17 protein-coding genes and 3 pseudogenes are annotated in these 20,911 nt (G+C 62.1%); 7 read left to right on the top strand and 13 right to left on the bottom strand.

The annotated features are described in order from the left end of the window. Positions 1-84: 84 nt before the first annotated feature. From MIC97_RS14755 to MIC97_RS14740, 4 genes are all read right to left on the bottom strand, one after another. The gene (locus MIC97_RS14755) at positions 85-1,077 is read right to left on the bottom strand and encodes an ABC transporter permease (protein ID WP_239800629.1); all 993 of its coding nucleotides are present in this window, start codon (positions 1,075-1,077) and stop codon (positions 85-87) included. 14 nt (positions 1,078-1,091) lie between these two features. After that, on the bottom strand, positions 1,092-2,594 hold the full coding sequence (locus MIC97_RS14750) for a sugar ABC transporter ATP-binding protein (protein WP_239800628.1): 1,503 nt from the start codon (positions 2,592-2,594) through the stop codon (positions 1,092-1,094). A gap of 42 nt (positions 2,595-2,636) precedes the next feature. After that, positions 2,637-3,584: a substrate-binding domain-containing protein gene (locus MIC97_RS14745; protein WP_239800627.1), complete on the bottom strand. Its 948-nt coding sequence runs from the start codon at positions 3,582-3,584 to the stop codon at positions 2,637-2,639. Positions 3,585-3,679: 95 nt separating this feature from the next. Beyond that, on the bottom strand, positions 3,680-4,651 hold the full coding sequence (locus tag MIC97_RS14740; RefSeq protein ID WP_239800626.1) for a PfkB family carbohydrate kinase: 972 nt from the start codon (positions 4,649-4,651) through the stop codon (positions 3,680-3,682). A gap of 254 nt (positions 4,652-4,905) precedes the next feature. On the opposite strand from MIC97_RS14740, the gene MIC97_RS14735 reads away from it, so the two are divergent. The 5 genes and pseudogenes from MIC97_RS14735 to MIC97_RS14715 all read left to right on the top strand — a co-directional run. Continuing rightward, positions 4,906-5,940, top strand: a complete 1,035-nt coding sequence (locus MIC97_RS14735; protein ID WP_239800625.1) for an alcohol dehydrogenase catalytic domain-containing protein — start codon at positions 4,906-4,908, stop codon at positions 5,938-5,940. After that, positions 5,933-7,654: a glycerol-3-phosphate dehydrogenase/oxidase gene (locus MIC97_RS14730; protein ID WP_239800624.1), complete on the top strand. Its 1,722-nt coding sequence runs from the start codon at positions 5,933-5,935 to the stop codon at positions 7,652-7,654. Before MIC97_RS14735 ends, MIC97_RS14730 begins: the two co-directional genes overlap by 8 nt. A gap of 284 nt (positions 7,655-7,938) precedes the next feature. After that, positions 7,939-8,898 (top strand): IS481 family transposase, encoded by a 960-nt coding sequence (locus tag MIC97_RS14725; protein WP_239800623.1) that lies wholly within the window; start codon positions 7,939-7,941, stop codon positions 8,896-8,898. Beyond that, positions 8,895-9,080 (top strand): annotated as a pseudogene (locus MIC97_RS14720) (ISL3 family transposase); the annotation flags it as partial. The gene MIC97_RS14725 and the pseudogene MIC97_RS14720, both read left to right, overlap by 4 nt. A 30-nt stretch (positions 9,081-9,110) precedes the next feature. Next, positions 9,111-9,356: pseudogene (locus MIC97_RS14715) on the top strand (ISKra4 family transposase); the annotation flags it as partial. A gap of 103 nt (positions 9,357-9,459) precedes the next feature. Here MIC97_RS14715 and MIC97_RS14710 read toward each other — a convergent pair. The 4 genes from MIC97_RS14710 to MIC97_RS14695 form a co-directional block, all read right to left on the bottom strand. Next, positions 9,460-10,302 (bottom strand): carbohydrate ABC transporter permease, encoded by an 843-nt coding sequence (locus tag MIC97_RS14710; protein ID WP_239800622.1) that lies wholly within the window; start codon positions 10,300-10,302, stop codon positions 9,460-9,462. After that, positions 10,299-11,156 (bottom strand): sugar ABC transporter permease, encoded by an 858-nt coding sequence (locus MIC97_RS14705; protein WP_239801153.1) that lies wholly within the window; start codon positions 11,154-11,156, stop codon positions 10,299-10,301. The genes MIC97_RS14710 and MIC97_RS14705 overlap by 4 nt, the downstream gene beginning before the upstream one ends. Positions 11,157-11,263: 107 nt before the next feature. Continuing rightward, positions 11,264-12,556 (bottom strand): ABC transporter substrate-binding protein, encoded by a 1,293-nt coding sequence (locus MIC97_RS14700; protein ID WP_239800621.1) that lies wholly within the window; start codon positions 12,554-12,556, stop codon positions 11,264-11,266. 80 nt (positions 12,557-12,636) lie between these two features. Further along, on the bottom strand, positions 12,637-13,743 hold the full coding sequence (locus MIC97_RS14695) for an ABC transporter ATP-binding protein (protein ID WP_239800620.1): 1,107 nt from the start codon (positions 13,741-13,743) through the stop codon (positions 12,637-12,639). A gap of 179 nt (positions 13,744-13,922) precedes the next feature. On the opposite strand from MIC97_RS14695, the gene MIC97_RS14690 reads away from it, so the two are divergent. Beyond that, complete coding sequence (locus MIC97_RS14690) at positions 13,923-14,768, top strand: metallophosphoesterase (protein ID WP_239800619.1); 846 nt, start codon at positions 13,923-13,925, stop codon at positions 14,766-14,768. A 72-nt stretch (positions 14,769-14,840) separates the two neighbouring features. Here MIC97_RS14690 and surE read toward each other — a convergent pair whose 3' ends face one another. After that, on the bottom strand, positions 14,841-15,590 hold the full coding sequence (gene surE, locus MIC97_RS14685; RefSeq protein WP_239800618.1) for a 5'/3'-nucleotidase SurE: 750 nt from the start codon (positions 15,588-15,590) through the stop codon (positions 14,841-14,843). Between the two features lie 221 nt (positions 15,591-15,811). On the opposite strand from surE, the gene MIC97_RS14680 reads away from it, so the two are divergent. After that, positions 15,812-16,798, top strand: a complete 987-nt coding sequence (locus tag MIC97_RS14680; RefSeq protein WP_239800617.1) for a sugar-binding transcriptional regulator — start codon at positions 15,812-15,814, stop codon at positions 16,796-16,798. A gap of 207 nt (positions 16,799-17,005) precedes the next feature. Here the strand turns inward: MIC97_RS14680 and MIC97_RS14675 are convergent. The 4 genes and pseudogenes from MIC97_RS14675 to MIC97_RS14660 all read right to left on the bottom strand — a co-directional run. After that, positions 17,006-17,136 (bottom strand): annotated as a pseudogene (locus MIC97_RS14675) (IS701 family transposase); the annotation flags it as partial. Positions 17,137-17,149: 13 nt separating this feature from the next. Next, positions 17,150-18,985, bottom strand: coding sequence for a recombinase family protein (locus MIC97_RS14670; RefSeq protein ID WP_239800616.1), 1,836 nt, complete (start codon positions 18,983-18,985; stop codon positions 17,150-17,152). 5 nt (positions 18,986-18,990) lie between these two features. Then, positions 18,991-19,392: a recombinase family protein gene (locus MIC97_RS14665; RefSeq protein WP_239800615.1), complete on the bottom strand. Its 402-nt coding sequence runs from the start codon at positions 19,390-19,392 to the stop codon at positions 18,991-18,993. 709 nt (positions 19,393-20,101) lie between these two features. Continuing rightward, the gene (locus MIC97_RS14660) at positions 20,102-20,845 is read right to left on the bottom strand and encodes a terminase TerL endonuclease subunit (RefSeq protein WP_239800614.1); all 744 of its coding nucleotides are present in this window, start codon (positions 20,843-20,845) and stop codon (positions 20,102-20,104) included. Between the last annotated feature and the right edge of the window lie 66 nt (positions 20,846-20,911).

The raw sequence follows: 20,911 nt of genomic DNA, 5'->3' as shown, positions 1-20,911 counted from the left end.
GCCGGGCACCCTCTTTTACATACCCTGTTGGCAGCGCCGATAAAGCCCAACCAGCAACCAGAAGCGGTTTCGCACAGGCGCGGTTCAGTTGCGGCGGCGGAAGAGATCGACCAGAACCGCGATCAGCACGACTCCGCCGACGATCACCCGCTGCCAGAAGCCCGAAACGTTGAGCAGCACCGTGCCATTTGCGAGGACCGCCAGCAAGAGCGCGCCCAGCATCGTGCCGACGATGGAGCCCTGCCCACCCCGCAGGCTCGTTCCACCGAGGATGGCGGCGGTGATGGCTCCCATCAGCCAGCCCTCGCCGACCGACGGCTGGCCCGCGTCCATGCGGCTGGCGAACAATATGCCCGCCAGTGCGGCGAACATGCCGGCCATGCCGAAGGCGATCAGCTCCACATATCTGACGTGGATGCCAGCCAGCACCGCCGCATCGCGGTTGCCGCCCACGGCGAAGATGTTGCGGCCGAACCGAGTCTGGGTGAGCATCCAGATGAGGATGACGCCGGCGGCGATGAAGATGACGACCGGCACCGGCACGCCGAAGATGTCGCCCTTGCCGAAGACGGCGAAAGTGTCGCCCAGCGGACGGATCGGATAGCCCTTGGTGATGACCAGCGTCATGCCGGCAAAGATCTCCCATGTGGCCAGCGTCACGATGAAGGGGTTGAGCCGCAGCCCCGCGACAAACACGCCGTTGAGCAGCCCCAGCATCAGCCCGAACGCCATGGTGAGCGGGATGACGAGATAGGGGTGGACGCCGAACATCGTCAGAAGCAGCGAGCCGACGATTGCCGATAGGCCGGCCGCCGCGCCCACCGACAGATCAATGCCGCCGACCAGCAGAACCAGCGTCTGGCCGAGCGCGACCAGCCCCACGAAGGCGGCCTGGCGGGCAACGACCGATATGTTGTAGGTCGACAGGAAGTTGTCGGTGGCGATCGACAGGACGGCGATGAGCACGATCAGCGCCACCAGGATGCCGCTCGCCTCCCATCGCCAGAACCGGGCGAGCAGGCCCGCACGTCGGCTGGACCGGGGCGCCGATGCTGCACTGTGGCTGTCAGCAGTCATTGCAGTTTCCTCATTCAATTCATAGCTGCCTGAAGCAGCGTTTCCGGCGTGGCGTCCCGGGCGGGGAAAATTCCCTTTAGCCGGCCCTCATGCATCACCAGAATGCGGTCGGACACGTCGAGCACCTCCTCCATCTCTGATGAGATGAAGATGACCGAAAGGCCGGCCTGCTCGGTGAAGATGCGCAACTGGCGCTGGATCTCGAACTTCGCTGCGACATCGATGCCTCGCGTCGGCTCGTCCATGATGAGGATGCGGGAGTTCTTCATCAGCCACCGGCCGATGATGACCTTCTGCTGGTTGCCTCCCGACAGCGAGGTAATGGGATCCTTCGGATGGCCGATCTTGATCTTCAGGTCGGTGACGAAGCGCTGCACCTCTTTGAACATGTCGGCACTGCGCATGTGCGCAAGCCCGCGGAACCTGTCGAGATTGGGCAGTGCCATGTTCTCGGCGATGCTGAGCAGCGGGAAGATCCCCTCCTGCTTGCGTTCCTCCGGCAGATAGACCAGACCCTGCCGTATGGCGTCGGCGGGGGATTTGATGTCGGCCGGCTGGCCGGCGATCTCAATGCTGCCCGCGTGGCAGCGCGTCAGGCCGAATATGCACTTGGCCACTTCGGTGCGGCCGGAACCGACGAGCCCGGAGACGCCGAGGATTTCCCCTTGCCTCAGGGTGAAGCTGATATCCTCGAACTCGCCATGGCGGGTGAGGCCGGAAACCTTCAGCGCCGCCGCGGCATTGCCGGACACGGTGCGCGCGGCGGCATTGCCCTTGCCGACGACGCGCCCGGCCATCATGCGCACCATTTCGTCCTTGGTGGTGGTTTTCGGATCGAGCTCGCCCACATAGCGGCCGTCACGCAGCACGCTTATGCGGTCGGACAGGTCGAGCACCTCGTCCAGCCTGTGCGAGATGTAGAAGGCTGAGCCGCCGGCGGCGCGGAAGGCATTGAGATAGGCGTAGAGCTTTTCGGTCTCGCGGTATGTGAGGGCGGCCGTCGGCTCGTCGAAGATAAGGATCTTCGCATCGGTTGCCGCCGCACGGGCGATCTGCACGAGTTGCTGATGGGCCTTCGACAGCACGGAGACCGGCATGCGCGGATCGATGCTGTCGTCCACCATTTGCAGGTGCTCGATCGCGGCCTTGCGGGTGGCGCGCCAGTCGATGGCCACGCCCCGCGTGATGTGCGCGCCGAGCATGATGTTCTCCGCAACCGACAGGTTCGGGACGAGGTTGACCTCCTGCGGCGCGATGGCGACACCCGTCCGCTGGGCGTCGATGGGCGAGTGGAACACCACCCGCTCGCCATTGCGCAGAAGCCCCCCTTCCGAGGCATGCAATTTGCCGCAGAAAATGTTCATGAGCGTCGACTTGCCGGCGCCGTTCTCGCCGATGATGGCGTGGATCTCGCCCGGCCGTATGCCGACGGAGACGTCTTTCAGCGCCTGGACGACACCGAAAGAGCGCGAGATGTTGCGGGCTTCGAAGGCAAACGGATCCATGGACTCGCTCATGAAAGGACGCAGCGCATGCTGAGGCGCTGCGCCGGCCGAAGGCTATTTGCAGTCTTCGCTGGTGATGAAGCGCGACCCGGTGTTATGGTCCCACGGATAGGTGTGGTTCTGGTTCATCGCCAGCATGTAGCGCACCGCCCAGTAGCCGATGTCCCACTGGCGCTGAGCCTTGAGCGCGGTGATCGTGCCTTCGCAGACGAAATCGACCGCTTCTGGCAAATCGTCCATACCGACCACCGCGACCTTGCCGCTCAGGCCCGCATTCTTGATGGCGCGCGCCGCGCCGATGGGGTTGGACGCATTGGAACCGAAGAAGCCGGCGATGTCGGGATGCGCCTGCAGGGCGTTCTCGGTCAGCGTCACCGCCTCTTCGAGTACGTCGTTGTCGGGCTGCTCGAACACAATCTGCATGTCGGGGTGGCTTTCCAACGCCTTCTTGAAGCCCTGAATGCGCTCGACGTGGTCGGTCGCCGTCAGGCTGCCCGAGAGGATGCCGACCTTGCCCTTGCCGTCCAGATGCGTAGCCAGATATTCGCCGAGGTCGTAGCCGTCCTGATAGCTGTTCTTCTGGCCGACGAAGGGAAATTTCTCGTCGCAGAAGGAGTTGAAGGTGTAGACGTTGAGGCCAGCTTCCTTGGCCTCGGTCAGCATCTGCACATTGGTGGCCTGGTCGAGGCAGGCGACGGCGAGACCGTCCGGCTTCCTGCCGATATTGGCCTCGATGCGCTGGTTCTGATCCGTCACGTCGGCCTGCGGGGGCTGGTCCCAGATCACATTGATCTTGATGCCTTCCCTGGCGATTTCCTCGGCCGCGAACCTGCTGCCCTCGGCAACCACGTCGTACCAGGGGTGGATCACCTTCGGAATGAAGACGAAGGTGAGTTCCTTGTCGATCGGCTTGATGAGGTCCGCCTGGCTCTGGGCCAGCGCACTTCCGGCAAGGCATGCCGTCGCGACGCCGCACATGGCGGCAAGGGTAGTCAGTCTCATGGTTTTCTCCTCACTCCATAAAAATCCGGCGCCCGCAAGCATCGGGGCGTGTCCTCCGGCCCGCAGCCCGCGCGCCTGCCATTTGCGATGGATGCCTACTCCGCAGCCGCCAGGCGCCGCTTCGTCGGTGTCTTCTGCATGAATTCCAAGGTGTGCTCGAACGAACGCACCCCCGCCTGTGAGCCCAGCCCCGTTGCGTTGAGGGCCGATGTCGCCTGCGCGAACCGCACCGCCGTCTCGGGATCGAAATCGCGGCAAAGGGCCACCGCATATCCCGCATCGAACGCATCGCCGCATCCGCAGGTGCACTTGACCTCGATGTCGAAGGCCGGGATGCTGAACGATGCTCCCTGCGCATCGCCATAATGCGCACCGCCCTCGCCCAGCGTGAAGACGCAAGCCCTCGCCCCGCGATCCAAAAAGAATTTTACGCAGTCGCCGATTTCTTGCAGCCCGCTCAGGGCTTGCGCCTCCTCGATAGATGGCATGAAATAGTCCGTCCAAGGCAGCACAGCGTCGATGTCGGGCAGGTCAGCCGGCGATCCGGCAAAGACATCCACCGTCGTCACGCAGCCGCGCGCCTTTGCATGCTTCATCAGGGCCGCGTTGGGAGCCCCGTCCATGCGGTCCATCAGGCCGACGCCGCCGAGGTGGAACACCCGCGCATCTGTCACTCGGTCGAAATCGGAAGGCTCGACGAAGAAATCGCCGGTGGCGCCCTTCATGTGAAGGGCCGGCCGGGATCCGTCCTGCCGCGTGAGCACTATGGAGGAGGACGTGCGCGAGCCTTCGATGCGCTGAAGCGTGCTGATGTCGACGCCGAACCCGGCGATCCGCTCGAGCACCCAGTCTCCCATCAGGTCATTGCCGACGCCGCCCACGGCAAGCGTGCTCAGGCCCATCTTGGCGGCCGCGATCGCCGCCACTCCGGCGGCGCCGGAAACCGCCATGGCGATCTCGTCGAGAAGAACCGTGCCGCCGCCTTCCGGCACCGTGGAAAAGGGCCAGCCCAGACAGTCGAACGTATAGAAGCCCATCGACGCATAATCGTAACGCCAGTCAGCCACGGCCTCTCCTCCCAAAAAGTGAACTTTTGTATAGCTCACATCCTAACTGTGCATCCGCTTGGGGTTTTCGTCAAGCAGTTTCTGCATATCTATCTCATCACAATCACATAAATTCACATCGTGCAGCGATACTTTTGGCCAGTATTCTCCATATATGGGCGAATCTTGGTGACGCCTCGTCGTCAGATATGAATATCTTGACATTTAAAATGACAAATGTGCAGTATGATGGGGATCAACGGGAGTGACTGACAATGAAGGCCGGCGTGCTTACGGGGCCCAACGAACTGGTGCTGGACGAGGTGCCCGATCCGCGACTGGAAGCCGGAGACCTGCTGATAAGGGTCAAGGCCGCCACGGTCTGCGGAACCGACATTCGCATATTCCGCGGCCGCAAGACGATGGGCATCCGGTACCCCTCTATACTGGGTCACGAGTTTGCCGGCGAGGTGGTCGCTGGCGGCAACGGCACCTGGAAGTCCGGTCAAGCCGTGTGCGTGTGCCCCGCCATTTCCTGCGGCCACTGCCAGCACTGCATCCGCGGCTACGAGAACCTGTGCCAGAACCTGCAGGCGGTCGGCTACGAGATCGACGGGGCTTTCGCGGAATATATCCGCATCCCTGCCGCAGGCGTTGAACGGGGCAATGTGTTCGCCGTCCCCGAAGGCCTGCCCTTCGACAAGGCATCGCTGGCCGAGCCTCTCGCCTGTGTCATGAACGGACAGGAAAGGGTGGGCGTCCACCGGGGCGACACCGTGGTCATCCTCGGTTCGGGGCCGATCGGCATTCTCCACATCAAGCTCGCCCGCCATGCCGGCGCGCATCGCATCATCGTCAGCGAACCGAACCCACTGCGTCGCGCCGCCGCGGAGGCCGCGGGCGCCGACTTCACTGTCGATCCCACCACCGCAAAGCTCGGCGCGTTCGTGCGCGCGCACACCGATGGGCTGGGCGCCGACGTGGTCATCGTCGCCATCGGCGTGCCAGCCCTTGCCAACGATGCGCTGGGCCTTGTCCGCCATCGCGGCAGGGTTAGCCTGTTCGCCGGCTTCTCCGCCGGGGACAGGGCGGAACTGGATGTCAACGCCATCCACTATAATGAAATCCGCGTCACGGGCGCGTTCGGCCTCAGCCGCCTGCAATATGAAAACGCGCTCAGGCTCATCGCAGGCGGCCGCTTCGAGGTGGATTCCATGCTCACGCATCGCTTCACCCTCGCCGACATCTCGACGGCGCTGGCGACCGCCGAACAGGGAACCGCGATCAAGGTGGCCGTCATTGATGCGTGATGAAGACAGCAGTGCCGGCGCCACGACTGATACCGCGGGCGCAAGCCCGTTCGCGCGCCCCATCCGCCAGCACTATCCCGTGGTCATCCTGGGCGCCGGCATCAATGGCTGCGGCCTATTCCGCGACCTTTGCGCCCAAGGCGTGGACTGCCTGCTGGTCGACAGGAGCGACTACTGTTCCGGCGCCAGCGCCGCGCCCTCCCGCCTTATCCATGGCGGCATCAAATATCTGGAGACCGGGGAGTTTCGTCTGGTCAAGGAATCGGCGCTGGAGCGCAATCTCTTGCTGTGCAATGCGCCGCACTACGTGAAGCCACTGGAAACGGTGCTGCCCATCCGCTCGACATGGGGCGGCCTGTGGGCATCCGCCTTGCGCTTCCTGCGCCTGCCTTCCAAGCTCAACGACCGCGGCGCCATAATCACACGGATCGGGCTGACCCTGTACGATCTATACGGCCGGCATTTCCAGACCATGCCCTCCCACCGCTTCCTGCGCGGCGACACGCTGCGCCGCGAGATGCCGGAGGTCGACCCCGCCGTCACATTCGCCGGCATCTATCATGAAGGCCGAGTCACCCACGCAGAGCGGCTGGCCCTCGAACTCGTCCGCGACGGCCTGGCGCTCAACCCTGCCGGCACGGCCCACAACTACACGCCGGTCGTGGCGTCCGAGGGCGGCGCGCTCCTGCTTCAGGAAGAGGTCACCGGCAGGTTCCATCGCGTGAGGGCCGACATCGTCGTCAACGCCGGCGGTGCGTGGATCGACAAGGTGAACGCCGCTCTCGGCATCGACAGCCGCCACATGGGCGGCAACAAGGGCGCGCATCTGGTTGTGCGTCACCCCCGCCTGCTCGAGGCGCTGCAAGGCAGGATGATCTACTTCGGAACGCACGACGGCCGCGTCAATCTCCTGTACCCGTTCATGGGCAATGTGCTGATCGGCTCGACCGACATTCCGGTGGACAATCCTGACGAGGCCATCTGCGACGCAGACGAAACGCAATATCTTCTGGATGTGGTGTCGGAGATTTTCCCCGGCATCCGGCTGGCAGGGAGCGATGTCGTCTTCACCTACTGGGGCGTGCGCCCCCTGCCGCGCGCCGACGGGCTGGACCCGGGCGCGGTGAGCCGCGATCACCATATCGCCGAGGATCGCCTGCCGGGATCCGGCGTCCCCGTTTTGTCGCTCATCGGCGGCAAGTGGACCACTTTTCGTGGCTTTTCCGAACAGGCAGCCGACCGCATCCTAAAGCTTCTGGGCAAAAGCCGCGGCACTGACACCCGCAACATGCGCATCGGTGGCGGCAGGGACTATCCGGTCGATGCCGACCAGCGCCGCTGCTTCTTGGCAGAATTGTCGCGAATGCGGGGAACAGACCTGCGCCGCAGCGCCATCCTGTTCGAGCGCTACGGCACCTATGCCCGCACAATCGCCAGCGAGACAGACAATGGCGAGGCACCGAACGGTCTGCCAGACTATGGGCAGGAAGAGCTTGCATTCCTGTGCCGCAGCGAATCCGTGGTCAGGCTGAGTGACCTGCTCTTCCGGCGCACCGACATCGCGCTTAGCGGAAAGCTGTCTGACGAGGTCGTCGAGACCACGGCCCGGATCGCTGCCGAAGCACTCGGCTGGAACTCGGCCCGCACGCAAAGTGAGATTATGGAGACGAAACGGCTGGCCCGCCTGCATTCCGTTGACATTGATGCAACTTAAGGAAATTAGGACAGCGCCGCGCATCCGGAATATGCCAACGGATAAACCGATTCTGAGGTCATTCGTTGTTTAAGGCGAGCAAGGTCGATGCGGTGAAACGGGGTTCAGAACCGTTCCGCAGGATGCGTGGATTGGCCATGCGCTTTACCGGAATCTTGCGCGGCAAAAATCCGGATACGCTGGATGAGTGGATCGACGAGGCCATCGACATCGAATTGCCGCATTAGGTGTTTGATCCCATGATTTAATGGTGCGATCCTTTCTTTGGAATGGAAGGAAGCCCTATGGGACAAATTCATCATGGCAGCGCCACGACTACGCACGCTGTCCGAGCAGCAATACAGCGATCGCAAGCTTCGCTCGCGCAGCTGAGCAGAGAGCTGGGCATCAATCCCAAAACGGTTGCGAAGTGGCGCAAGCGCGCGACGGTCGAGGATATGAAGACCGGGCCATCGGTGCCGCGTTCGACGATCCTGACGGAGGCCGAAGAGGCGGCCGTCGTCGCGTTTCGACGCCATACGTTGCTGCCGCTGGACGACTGCCTTTATGCCTTGCAGCCGTCCATCCCGCACCTGACACGCTCGGCGCTGCATCGGTGCCTTCAGCGCCACGGCATCTCTCGACTGCCCGACGTGGGCGGTGACAAACCGAAACGGTCGAAGTTCAAGCGCTATCCTATCGGCTTCTTCCACATCGATATTGCTGAGGTGCAGACCGCTGAAGGAAAGCTCTACCTATTCGTCGGCATCGACCGCACAAGCAAGTTCGCCGTAACCCAGCTCGTCGACAAAGCCGACAGGAAGACGGCCTGGGAGTTCCTTCAGCACATGCTCGAGGCCGTGCCTTATCAGGTCCACACCGTCCTCACGGACAACGGCATCCAGTTCGCAGAACAGCCTCGGAACCGGAACACCATCACCTCCCGTCCGATGCGCTTCGACATGATCTGCGAGGCAAACGGGATCGAGCACAGGCTGACCAAACCCAATCACCCTTGGACCAATGGCCAGGTCGAGCGGATGAACCGCACGATCAAGGAGGCCACCGTCAAACGCTTCCATTACGACAGCCACGACCAGCTACGAACGCACCTCGCCGACTTCATGGCGGCCTATAACTTTGCGCGCAGGCTCAAGACCCTCGGCGGCCTCACTCCCTATGAATACATCTGTAAAATCTGGACTTCAGAGCCAGATCGATTCATCCTAAACCCGATCCACCAGATGCCGGGACTGAACACCTAAGGCGTTTCGCAAGCGTTCTGCGGCGAGACATCCATGCCGTGAAAACACAATCGAACTGCCTTGGCAGCAACGTCCAAGCCGAAGGGCAGATCAATCGCCTCAAAACGCTGAAGCATACCATGTACGGCCGAGCCGAGCCAGAACTGATGAAGGCCCGAATGTTACCGCTCAACCAAACAAAGAGAGGAAGAGCCCGGTTAAGTGCTAAGCGACATGGCTAACACTACCGCTCCGGAGAGTGGATATCCTCCGCTTTCGTCGAGGCCACCGTCAACGCTGTCGTCAGCAAGCGTTGCGCCCAGAAGCAGCAGATACAATGGCGCCGGACAGGCGCGCATCTTCTGCTGCAAAACCGACCGCAGATCCTCTACGGCTCGCTGCGCTCGACATTCCAGAAGTGCGATCCAAGCATTGCAAACGATAGTCACCGAAATTCCGGCAACCAGGACGCAGCGTAGCTGCCACACAATTCCTTATGGTGCCCATTAGGACTTCCGGACCAAGAGTCCCCGGTTCATCCGCGTGATCTAGGGTGGATAATTCCTGTGAACGCTGCCGGCATCACTTGATGCCGGCACGCATGAAGCTCTGCACGAACTGGCGCTGGAACAGCAGGAAGCCGATCAGCAGCGGCGCCGAGGTCATCAGCGTCGCAGCCGAGATCACGCTCCACTGCACGCCCTGATCGGGCGAGGCGAACACCTGAAGGCCGACCGTCAGCGGTCTGGTCGTAACCGAATTGGTGATGACCAGCGGCCACAAAAGGTTGTTCCAGTGATAGCTGACCGAAACCAGCCCGTATGCGACATAGACGGGGCGGGCGAGCGGCACATAGACCTTGAGCAGAACGGCGAGCGGTCCCGCGCCTTCGACGCGCGCGGCGTCATCCAGTTCCTTCGGCACGGTCAGGAAGGTCTGGCGCAGCAGGAAGATGCCGAAGGCCGACGCCATGTAGGGCAGGCCCATGGCCAGAACCGTATCCACCAGCCCAAGGCTGGAGATGGTGCGATAGTTCTCCACCATCAGCACTTCCGGCATGATCATGAGCTGGATCAGCACCAGCATGAACACCACCGTCTTGCCGGGAAACTCATAGCGGGCGAAGGCATAGGCGGCCAGCGTGCAGACCACGAACTGGCACACCAGAATGGTGGTGATCAGCGCGAAGGTGTTGAGGAAGTAGCGCGCGAAGGGCGCGGCGTTCCAGGCATCGACGAAGTTCTGCAGCGTCAGGGGCGCGAGCAACTCGAAGCGCACCTCGTAGGCCGGCGGATGCACCGCCATCCACACCGCATAGAACAGCGGCAGGATCCACAAGAGCCCCAGCAGATAGCAGGCCCCGGTTTCCAGAACCCGCCAGAAGGAGGCTTCGCGGGCATGGTGGGAAAGGGTCATGGCGCTCATTTGTAGTGCACCTTGCGATCGAGAACGCCGAACTGGACGAAGGCCAACAGGGCAAGTACGGCGAGCAGGACGACGGTCAGCGCCGAGGCATAGGCCGTATCCCAGAAACGGAACGCGACGTTGTAGACATAGTAGAGCAGCAGCGTGGAGGCGTTGTCCGGCCCGCCGCGGGTCATGACGATGACATGGTCGATCAGCCGGAACGAATTGATGATGGCGTTGATCATCACGAACAGCGTGGTCGGCATCAGAAGCGGGAAGGTCACACGGCGAAAGAAGTACCAGCGGCTGGTGCCTTCCAGCGCGGCGGCCTCGGACAGCGTGGGGCTGATCTGCTGCAAGGCAGCCAGATAGAAGATCATGAAAAAGCCGGCTTCCTTCCAGATCGCCAACACCATGAGGCTGCCGAGCACCGTGTCGGGATCGCCCAGCCAGTTGCGCTCATGGAAGCCGAACAGGCCGAGGAACTGGTCGATGAGGCCGTAGCCGGGCGTGTAGAAGAACAGCCAGATGTTGGCGACTGCAATCATCGGCAGCACCGTCGGCAGGAAGAACGACATGCGCATCAGCGCCCGCCCGCGAATGGCCGAATTGACGATGATCGCCATCAGCATGGACAGGGCGATCGCCGCCGGCACCGTGCCCAGCGCATAGATCGCGTTGTTCTTCAGCGCCGCCATGAACACCGGATCGCTCAGCATGCCGCTGTAGTGGTCCATGCCGACGAAGCGCGCCGGCCGGTTGCCGCGCGGCGTGCGGTAGAAGCTGTTGATGAAGGTCATCACCGCCGGAATGTGGGTAAAGGCGGCAAGCAGGACCGTGGCCGGCAAAAGCAGCAGCCAGGGCACCACCATGTTGTTCGTCTTCTTCACCTGCCAACCTTTCCGGGCTGTGATTTTCGACCCTGCAACCCAACGCGGGTACCACGGAGCGCAACGAGCGCCCCGTGGCAGCCGACACGTCAGTCCCGATAGTCCTCTAGGATGCGGTCCGCTTCCTTCTGGGCGTCGGAAAGCGCCTGCGCGGGCTCCTTCTTGACCGTCAGCGAAGCCTCGATGGCATCGTCGATGACGCGCGATATGCGCTGGTTCTCGTGCGTGGACAGTTCCGGCACCATGTAGGGAATCTGCTCGTGCGGCACGAGCGCGCCGGGGAACTCGGCGACATAGGCCTTCATGGCATCGGTTGCCCAGGCATCCGCGCGCGCGGCTATGTAGCCGGTCTTGATGCTCCATTCAGCGGCCTGCTCGGGCGAGGACAGCCACTTGACGAACTGGAAGGCGGCTTCCTGCTTCTCCGGCGCCACGCCGTTGAAGATATAGGCGTTGCCGCCGCTGGTCGGTGCGCCGCGCTTCTTGTGCTCGGGCAGGATCTGCACGCCGAAGCGGAACGGCGCGTTGGTCTTGATGTTGGTGAGGTTGCCGCTGGTGGTGGTGATCATCGCGGCGCGGCCCTCGAAGAAGTCCTTCGGGTTGGTCGCCCATTCGATGACGCCCGGCTTCATGACCTTGTGCTTGTGGGCGAGATCAACCCAGTACTGCAGCGCCTCGACCACTTCGGGAGAATCGAAATGGGTTTGCGTGCCGGTCTCGTCGGCGATCTTGCCGTCGTTCTGGGCGACATAGCCCTGCAGCAGCCAGTAGGAGGTCAGCGAGGAAGGAACCTGCATGCCCCAGCGGCTGACATTGCCGTCTGCTTCGCGCTTGGTCAGCTTCGTGGCGAACTCGACCACCTCGTCCCAGTTCTGCGGACCCTTTTCCGGGTCGAGGCCAACCTCCCTGAACGCATCCTTGTTCCAGAAGAACAGCGTGGTGCCGCGCTGGAACGGAACGCCCCAGGTCTTGCCGTCGTGCTCGCTGTTGACCATGAACACCGGGAAGAACCCTTCCAGCCACGCCTTGTCCTCGTCGGTCCTGACGAAGTCGTCGAAGGGGACGATCGCGTCCTCGTCGATCAGCGTGTACATGTCGGTCGAAAGCATGACCGCGACTTCCGGCGGCTGGCCGGCACGGTAGGCGGTGAGCGCCTTGCTGATCGTCTCGGGATAGGTGCCCGAATAGACCGGCTTGACCCTGATGTCGGGGTACTGCGCCTCGAAGCGGGCGATCAGGTCCTCGACGATTTTGGTGACAGGCCCGCCGATGGCGACAGGGTAGTAGAAATTGATTTCCACGGGCGCCGCCTGTGCAGCACCTGCACCCAGCATGGCAACGCCTGCCAGCGCGCCCTTTATCCATCCAGTCCAGGAATTCATTGTCTTTCCTCCCGTGAAAATTCAGATTTCGATGTAGCGGGCCGCCGGCAGAAGGCGGCTTCACCCGATTACTTGCCCGACTACCTGACTGCCCGCAGCGCCGGCGCCTCGCCGGCACCATCGGCAGCCACCAGCACCTTGCGCTCGACGCGCAGGGTCGTTTCCCTGTCGAAGACATGCATGGCCTCCGGCTTCCACTCGAGGCCGACAGGCTCTCCCACCGCAGGGCGGCGCACGCCTTCCACCCGCACCTGAATGAGCTGGTCGCCGACCAGACATTCCAGAATGCTGTCAGCGCCGTGATAGTCGATCGACTGAACGATGGCGGAGACGATGCCGGTGGAGACGATCCGGATTTCTTCCGGGCGCACGCCAAGCAGCAGACCCGTGCCCCGACCCTCGACCAGAGCAGGGCCATCGGTGCCCTTGACCACCGCGCCGCCGTCGCCGTCCTCCAGTTCGACCAGATTCATCGGCGGCGTCCCGATGAAACGCGCGGCAAAAGACGTGGCGGGCCGCAGATAGAGTTCGGAAGGCGTCGCCTTCTGCTCGATCCTGCCGTTGCGCATGAGAATGACCTGGTCGGCAAGGCTCATCGCCTCGATCTGGTCATGAGTGACATAGACCATGGTCATGCCGAGCGACTTCTGGATGGAGCGGATCTCCTTGCGCATCTCGTGGCGAAGCTGGGCATCGAGATTGGACAGCGGCTCGTCCATCAGGCAGACCGGCGCCTCGGCGACGATGGCGCGGCCGAGCGCCACACGCTGCTGCTGGCCACCCGACAATTGCGAAGGCTTGCGATCGAGAAGATGGGAAAGACCCAGAATATCCACGGCGCGCTGCAGGCGGCGGGCCCGCTCTGCCGCGGGCACCTTGCGCACCTTCAGGCCGAACACGATGTTTTCCGCCACGCTCAGATGCGGGAACAGGGCATAGGACTGGAACACCATAGCGAGGTCGCGCCTGGCCGGCGGCTCGTTGGTGACGTCGCGGCCGCCGATGCGGATCGCGCCGGACGTCGCGCTTTCAAGACCGGCGATGAGCCGCAGCGTCGTCGACTTACCGCAACCGGAAGGTCCCAGAAGCACGGTCAGCGTGCCCGCCTCGACCGCGAAGGAAACGTCCTGCACCGCATTGAAGGTGGCCCAGCTCTTGTTCAGGCTGGCAATCTCGATCCCCGACATTCCGGTTCTCCTCCATGGGATGCGGCTACAGACGCTGACTGCCAGACGAACAAGGCATAGCTGCGTCGCAATCTCTGAAATCGAAAATATTGAACTATTCTATCAAGGTCAATACATTTGTACAAATCTGCAAAATATGCGAAAAGCGTGGCGGCGCAATGCCTTCCATGGAGAACCCGATGAGTCCGTTCCGCATCCTGCACATATCCGACACCCACCTCTCGCCACGCACCGAGCACTTCCGCCGCAACAACGAAGAGATGATCGCGCCGCTCTCCGCCTCCGATCACGACTACATCGTCCACACCGGCGACATCACGCTGGACGGCATCCGCTTCGAGGAGGACTACGTCTTCTGCCGCGAGTTCCTTGGCCGCACGGGCAAGGACATTCTCTACATCCCCGGCAATCACGACATCGGCGACAATCCGAACCTGTCGAAGCCGGAAGAGGAGAAGGGAAGCCGAATCAATGCCGGGCGCCTCGCCCGCTACAAGCGCTATTACAACAAGGATCGCTGGTCCTTCGACCGCGACGGATGGCGCATCCTCGGCATCAACTCGATGCTGATCGGCTCCGGCCTGCCGCAAGAGCAGGAGCAGTTCGACTGGCTGGACGCACAGCTCGACACGCTTGGCGACCTGCATCTTGCGGTGTTCAGCCACCAGCCGCTGTTCATCGACGCGCCGGAAGTGACCGAGCTCACCTACTGGACCGTGGACCCCAGCGGCACCGAACGGCTGCGCCGGCTCGTCAACCACCCGTCGCTCAAGTTCATCGGCAGCGGCCACCTGCACCAGCAGCGCTCACGCGCCTATGGCCAGATCCGGCTGGAATGGTGCTCCTCGATCGCCTTCACCACCCGCGAGGAGCTGGTGCCGGAGATGGGCGGCACGCGCCTCGTCGGCTATCTGGAGCACAGTTTCCACCCCGACGGCCGCGTCGAAACCACCGTGCGCACGCTGGACAGCTTCACCAACAACTATCTCGACGATGTGCTCGAAACGGTCTATCCGAAATATTGACCGGCCCAGATGCCGGCTGGCAAGCCTCGCCCCCGACACGACGGGGCGAGGCCATCTTTTTCCCAAGCCGCTTCAGGCTGTTTCCAGCTCGTGCAGCGCGCCCGCAGGCACCTGCGCATTTCCGAACCAGTTCAGGCAGGTTACGGCGGCGAAACCGCGGTCGATGAGGCCGTTTTCATCCTCTCCGGTGGTGAAGTAGTTGCGGTCGGCCAGCGGCTCGATGCGCGCCGAAACCTCGTCTTCCTCATGAATGACGACACGTGTCGCCACCTTGTCGCGGCCGATGCGGGCGGCGCGCATGGGGGCCGGCACGCGGCGCGGCAGGTTGACGTTCAGCCAGTGACCTTCACTGGCCCATTCACCGCGCGTTTCCCAGAAGGAGCGGATGCGCGCCGACAGCCAGTCGAGACCGGCATCCGAGAAGGTTTCGCTGTCGCGCGGTGCCGAAAAGGCGATGCCAGGAATGCCGTTCAGCGCCGCCTCGCGCGCCACCGCCATGGTGCCAGAATAGGACACATCCTCGGCCACGTTGCGGCCTTCGTTGATGCCGGAGAGCACAAGATCGGGCCGGCCACCATCGCGGAACACCCAGTTCAGCCCGGCGATGACGCAATCGGCCGGGGTGCCGGTGCAGGAATAACGCTGCTCGGCGACACGGCTGACAGAAAATCCCTTGCGCAGGCTGATGCAATGACCGAAGCCGCTGCGATTGCCATCCGGCGCAATCACCCACACATCGGCTTTCAGGCGCAGCGCGGCCTCCTCTAGAACCTTGATGCCGGGAGCCCCGATCCCGTCGTCGTTCGAAATCAAAATGCGCATCAAATCCAGTCCCTGTTCCAGCCGCGGCCTTAGCCCTGCCCGGCCGCATCGCATATCGCACCCGCAGAGCTTCCCGCACCGCAATAGAACATTTATTGCAAAAAAAGAATAATTGTTCAATATTGCAACGTACGTGACCACACAAATCATGCATCGATGTGCCAGGGCCGGATTCCACTTTGTTTCGAATTCGGCTATCTGCCTCCGAAGAGGAGAAGACCATGGCCCGTACCGCCACCCGCCAGAAGAAGACGAAGTTCCAGTCCGATCAGGACGAACTGAAGCTGCGCGCGGCATGGCTTTATTTCATCGAGGGCCTGACGCAGGAGCAGGTGGCGCAGCATCTGGGCATCAGCCGCATCAAGGCGTTGCGCCTGCTGGCCGCCACGCGCGAGGACGGCACGGTGCAGATTTCCATCAATGCACAGGCCGAGCCGCTGCTGAAGCTGCAACGGGCGCTGGAGCGGCATTTCGGCCTGTTCGAGGCGATCGTCGCACCGGCGCAGGATCAGTCGGAAGCGAGCATCGCCGCCGTGGTCGGCCACGCCACCGGCCGTTACATCTCCGAGCGCGTTTCCGACGGGCTGACGATCGGGGTCGGCTGGGGAGCCACGCTGGCTGCCTGCATGAACTCGCTGAGCTGGCGCGAGGTCGAGAACATGACGGTGGTGTCGCTGCTTGGCGGCCTCACCCATGCTGCCGCCCACAATCCCTCGGCCGTGGCATGGCGGCTTGCGGAGTTCTACAAGACGGAACTGTTCCAGATCACCGCTCCGATCTTCGTGCCGCATGAGGAACTGGCCTCTGCCCTATGGGAACTCGACGATCTCCGGCAGCTCCGGAAACGGGCGGGAGAGGTCGACATGGCGCTGCTTTCCGTCAGCGACATCAGCAAGCAGGCGTCGATCTTCCGGCGCGGCATCCTCTCATGGGAAGAAGGCGAGAGCCTCAGGGTTGCCGGCGGCGTCGGCGATGTGCTCGGCCGCTTCGTCGATGCCGAGGGCACTGTCATCGACCATCCTGTCAACCGGCGCGCCATGTCGATCAACCCCGCCGACATCCGCAAGGTGCCGAAGGTCATCATCTCCTCGGGCGGAGTGCGCAAGATTCACGCGATCCGCGCCGGCATCGCCGCCACGAACGCCAAGGTCCTGATCACGGACGAGGCGGCAGCCCAGGCGATGCTGGAGTTGCCGCCGCTGGGCTAGCACTACAGTTGCATCTTCGATTTAATATGGGTTTGTTGAGCGGCGGCCTGATGGGAGCGTCGCCAGAGCGACCATGCTATTGCTATGATGTATGCCTGCTGAATTTGCTTCAGCGCGAGATGGGTGGCAACGTGAAGAATTTCCTGAATCGATGAGCCGGTCGCGGCGGGTGCGACGGATCGTTTTTGGGGGCGTCTCGGCGTTGGCTTAGTGGCGGATGTTGGCCGTCGTTGCAAAGGCGAGCATGATGAGCGAGAAGTGGCGATGCCACCCGTGCCAGGAATGGTTTTTTTTGTGGTCGAGACGAGCTCGTTCTTGGCGATCTCGAACCTGTCTTCCCGCACCGGTACATTATTGGGACACGGACAAACGATAGGTAGGGCAATCCAGCATGATTGCTGCGCAGCTGATACCCACCGGTGGCGAGCGGTAAGGCTTCCGACCAGATGTAGTCGTCGGTGATACTGATGTGACCCCATCCGAACTGAGAAGGCGGGCCGTGATTGTGCCTTCAAACTTCGTCCTCCTGCCCTTGTTTCCGTCACTATTCTTCTGAGGTAGTGTCAGTTGAAGAGGATAATGGCGGCGGTGCCGAGATTCAGTAGGCTTCCCGACATGACTGGTTTTCGTGGCCGCGAACGCGGAGGCGCCCCAGTCGATGGAAGGCGATCGAGGCTGCCCTCGAACGGCCCGCGCAGTTGCTTGGCATGGGCCATCGCCGTTCGGTTCAGCCGGTAGAACCGTTCCGTTGCATGGCGGCCCACCACCAGCGAAAAGCGCTGCCGGTAGACCGGCACGCCCGAGACGAAGCGCTGGACCAGTTCCGTCTTCACGCGGCTGTCGAGGCGGGAGAGCGTCCCACAGAGATCTCAGTCGCCAGCGCTTCCCGCAGCGGCGGCATTTCGGACGGCGTTCCGAAAGACGCCAACTCCAGCCAAACACAGGTTCATGGCATCGTGACATGGCCAAATCCTCAACGATTTGGTCCAATTTCGATAGGAACTGATCCGCGCCCGCGCCGGAGAATCCCTCGATATAGAGTTGGAGGCGTGCGATGGCTCGGGCCACCTCGGTCTTCCTGCCGACATGGCCGGTGGACCGACTTCGGCGGAAGACCGGCGACACAGCGCCGCTGGTTGAGACGGTGCGGATCACGTCCTGCATTTCCAGCGTCGGGCCTGCACGCTTCGCCAATGACTCGATTCGATCCGCTTCCATCTCGGCCCGCTCCCGAAGGGTGGAGAGTTCGGCGATGCGCTCCCCGAACATCCGATCGGTGCTAGCAAGCATGTCATCTTCGACTGCTTCAAGGAGATTCCGAAGCTTGCGCTCCGCCTCGTCCGCCCGCTCTCGCATTTCGACGACATATCGCTGTCGACGATCCGCCCAGCTTTCCCGATGGGTCAGAAGCGGCCCCATCAAGACTTCGATCCGTTCCAGCGCAAGAAGGGTCGATCTGAGGAAATCAATCACAGCCTCGTCCAGGCGATCCATCCGAATCGCCGGCCCCTGGCAGCCGGTTGTTCCCTGCCGCGCCCGGGTCGAGCATTGGTAGTAGCGATATCGGATTCCGGAACTGCTGGTTCCGATGCGGATGGTCATGGCTCCGCCGCATGAGGCGCAGAAGCAGATACCGATCAGCAGTGTCGGCCCTCCGACCGCTTGCGGGGGCATCATATTGGGGTTGCGCGATCGGAGCAGATTCTGAACCTCGATGAAGTCATGCTCTGCGATCAAGGGCGGCACGCCCATGATGGCGTGCTCTGTCGCCGCTTTGCGCTGTTTGGTGCGTGCATGGTTCCGGTTGAAACGGTGCTCGCCCATATAGGTGGTACGGGTCAGGATCGCGTGGACTTGCCCAATTCCCCAGCGCCCGCCGTCGCGTGTGCGGATGTCGCGCGCGTTGAGGACACAGGTGATGGCCTTGACGCCCATCGGGCCGCCATCAACGCCCTCAAGGGCAAGTCGAAAGATCAGACGGATCGTCCCGGCGTGAAGCGGATCGATCTCCAGCACCTTCTTGACCTTCGCGCCTCGCTTCTCGACCGCCACGGTGCGGTAGCCGATGGGAGGCCGAGCGCCATTCCAATAGCCCTGCCGGGCGTTTTCGCACATCGCGCGGAGCGTGTGTTTGGCGTTCTCCTTCGACTGGTATTCATCGAACAGGGTGACGATTTGGCGCATCATCGTACCTATCGCGTTGTCCCCCAGTCCTGGGTGATCGAAATGACCTGTACACCGTTCTTTGCGAGCTTGCGAGCGTAGCGTTCGAACTGGAACTGGTCGCGGAAGAAGCGCGAGAAGCTGTGGACGAGGATGATGCTGAACATGGGCGGCGGGGCCAGGGCCGCATCGATCATTTCCTGAAAGGCCGGACGGTGATCGTCGGTGGCGCTGCTGCCGGGCTCGACATAGTCCTCCACGATCGTCCAGCCACGCGCCGCGCAATAGCGCTCGATCTGGCGACGCTGATCGGGGATCGACAGGTCGCTCTCGGCCTGACGACCGGTCGAGACGCGAAGGTAGGAGGCGACGCGGATCGTCGCGGGAGATGAGGAAGCGGGCTCGAAACGCACCGCGGTATTGGTCGTCAACAGGATGTCCTTTGCAGATGAGGTGAAAAGTTGAATCGGGCGCGGCGCGGCGCGCGCCATGAGACGCGGTGCGCTTACCAGCGTTCTGCAAAAGCATGCCGTTGGGATTATCCAGGCCGTCCGGCGGATGATCGGTCCGCACGCCCTAGCCAAGCCTGGTCTTGCCGGCTCGACTTGGACCGGCGATCCGGACCACTGGGATAGCTGAAGGAGCTTCTTCTATCGGCGTTCTACAAATCGCTTGAACATGCCACTTCTCGGTCCTTGATGATTGGGACCGTGAGATATGATAATTGGAAATCAGTACCCTGTAGATTGGAGACGGACACGCGCACGACCGGGGATGTGCCGATGGAAGCTGCGCCTATTATCGTAACCCCGAAAGGGTTCGATGCTTTCCTGATAGCGCTGTCTACGCCGGAATTTCCGGTCCCGGAGATGGTCGATGTTCTGAGCCGCACCGCCGTGGGAAGACGACGCCCACGAAGCCAGTTTGGGAGACGCATAGCTACGATATCCAGAAAATATTTGTGATTTCAAATGGTTTCCGGCCAGTCGGCAGGGGTGAATTTAGAGGGCTATAGCGTAGACATAATTCTCATCTTTACCCGGCGCAGCGCGCCAATAAAATCAATATCTTAGATCATCTTCTCTACTACTTTTCAGCTTCACAGGAAGCATATAGGAAACGGGCGGCAAAAAATTCGTGCTATTCCGCGCCATTCGAAAGGAAGCGGCGAAGCCCGTTTCCCTCGTCGGCCTCTTCCGTCTTTTCTTCGTCCCATGTCTTGATCCATTCGCCATCGGTGCCGCCGAGGGCGCGATAGGACGCTTGCGCCTGCCGAACCATGACACTCCGAAGCTGTTCATCTGCAACGCCGACACTTCGGCGGGCCGCATCCGCGCCTTCGAGCTTCGGCGACCATCCCGTCAAGCCTGGCGCGGTGTTCGAACGAAGGCGCATCCAGCCAGCGTCAAGCCGTTCGCCTTGCAATCGAAGAATGCCAGAATGGTGTTGCCGCCCTTGTTCGGCTTCGGATGCGAAACCCGGTTTAATCCGGTGATACTGACTTGGTGCATGGCCTTGCTCTTTAGATGAAGAGGAATCCGCCTTCTCGGCTCTCATAGGGTGATGGTGTGACTTCGTTTGCGATGACGCGGCCAACGGCCATTGCGGCAGCAACAGCACCGTCGATGCGCCCGCGCGCTCGTTCCTTCGTGAACTTCTCGTTTTTCGCCGCGTCTTGTCGGCCACCACGTTGCCGAAGCACATGCGCAAGAGCGGGTTGCCACCGTGCCGGAAATGCCTGGTGAGGATCGCTCGCTTCAGCTCTTTGATAGGAGCGGCCATGCTGGCGAAGCCCTGGCCGAATTGGTTGATGGTGAAGGCCTCTTCCTGAAGGGGCGTATTCACCGCCGTCGAATTCCATCGGTCGATCGCGATTTCCTGCACACCGTGATTTTATCCGAGGGCAATGACGTGATCCACAATCGCGCTATGGTCCACTACGTTGCCGGG

Origin of the sequence: Aquamicrobium sp. NLF2-7 (genome assembly GCF_022359935.1) — a bacterium.
GTDB lineage: Bacteria > Pseudomonadota > Alphaproteobacteria > Rhizobiales > Rhizobiaceae > Mesorhizobium > Mesorhizobium lusatiense.
This window is presented reverse-complemented; position numbering and strand designations above follow the sequence as displayed.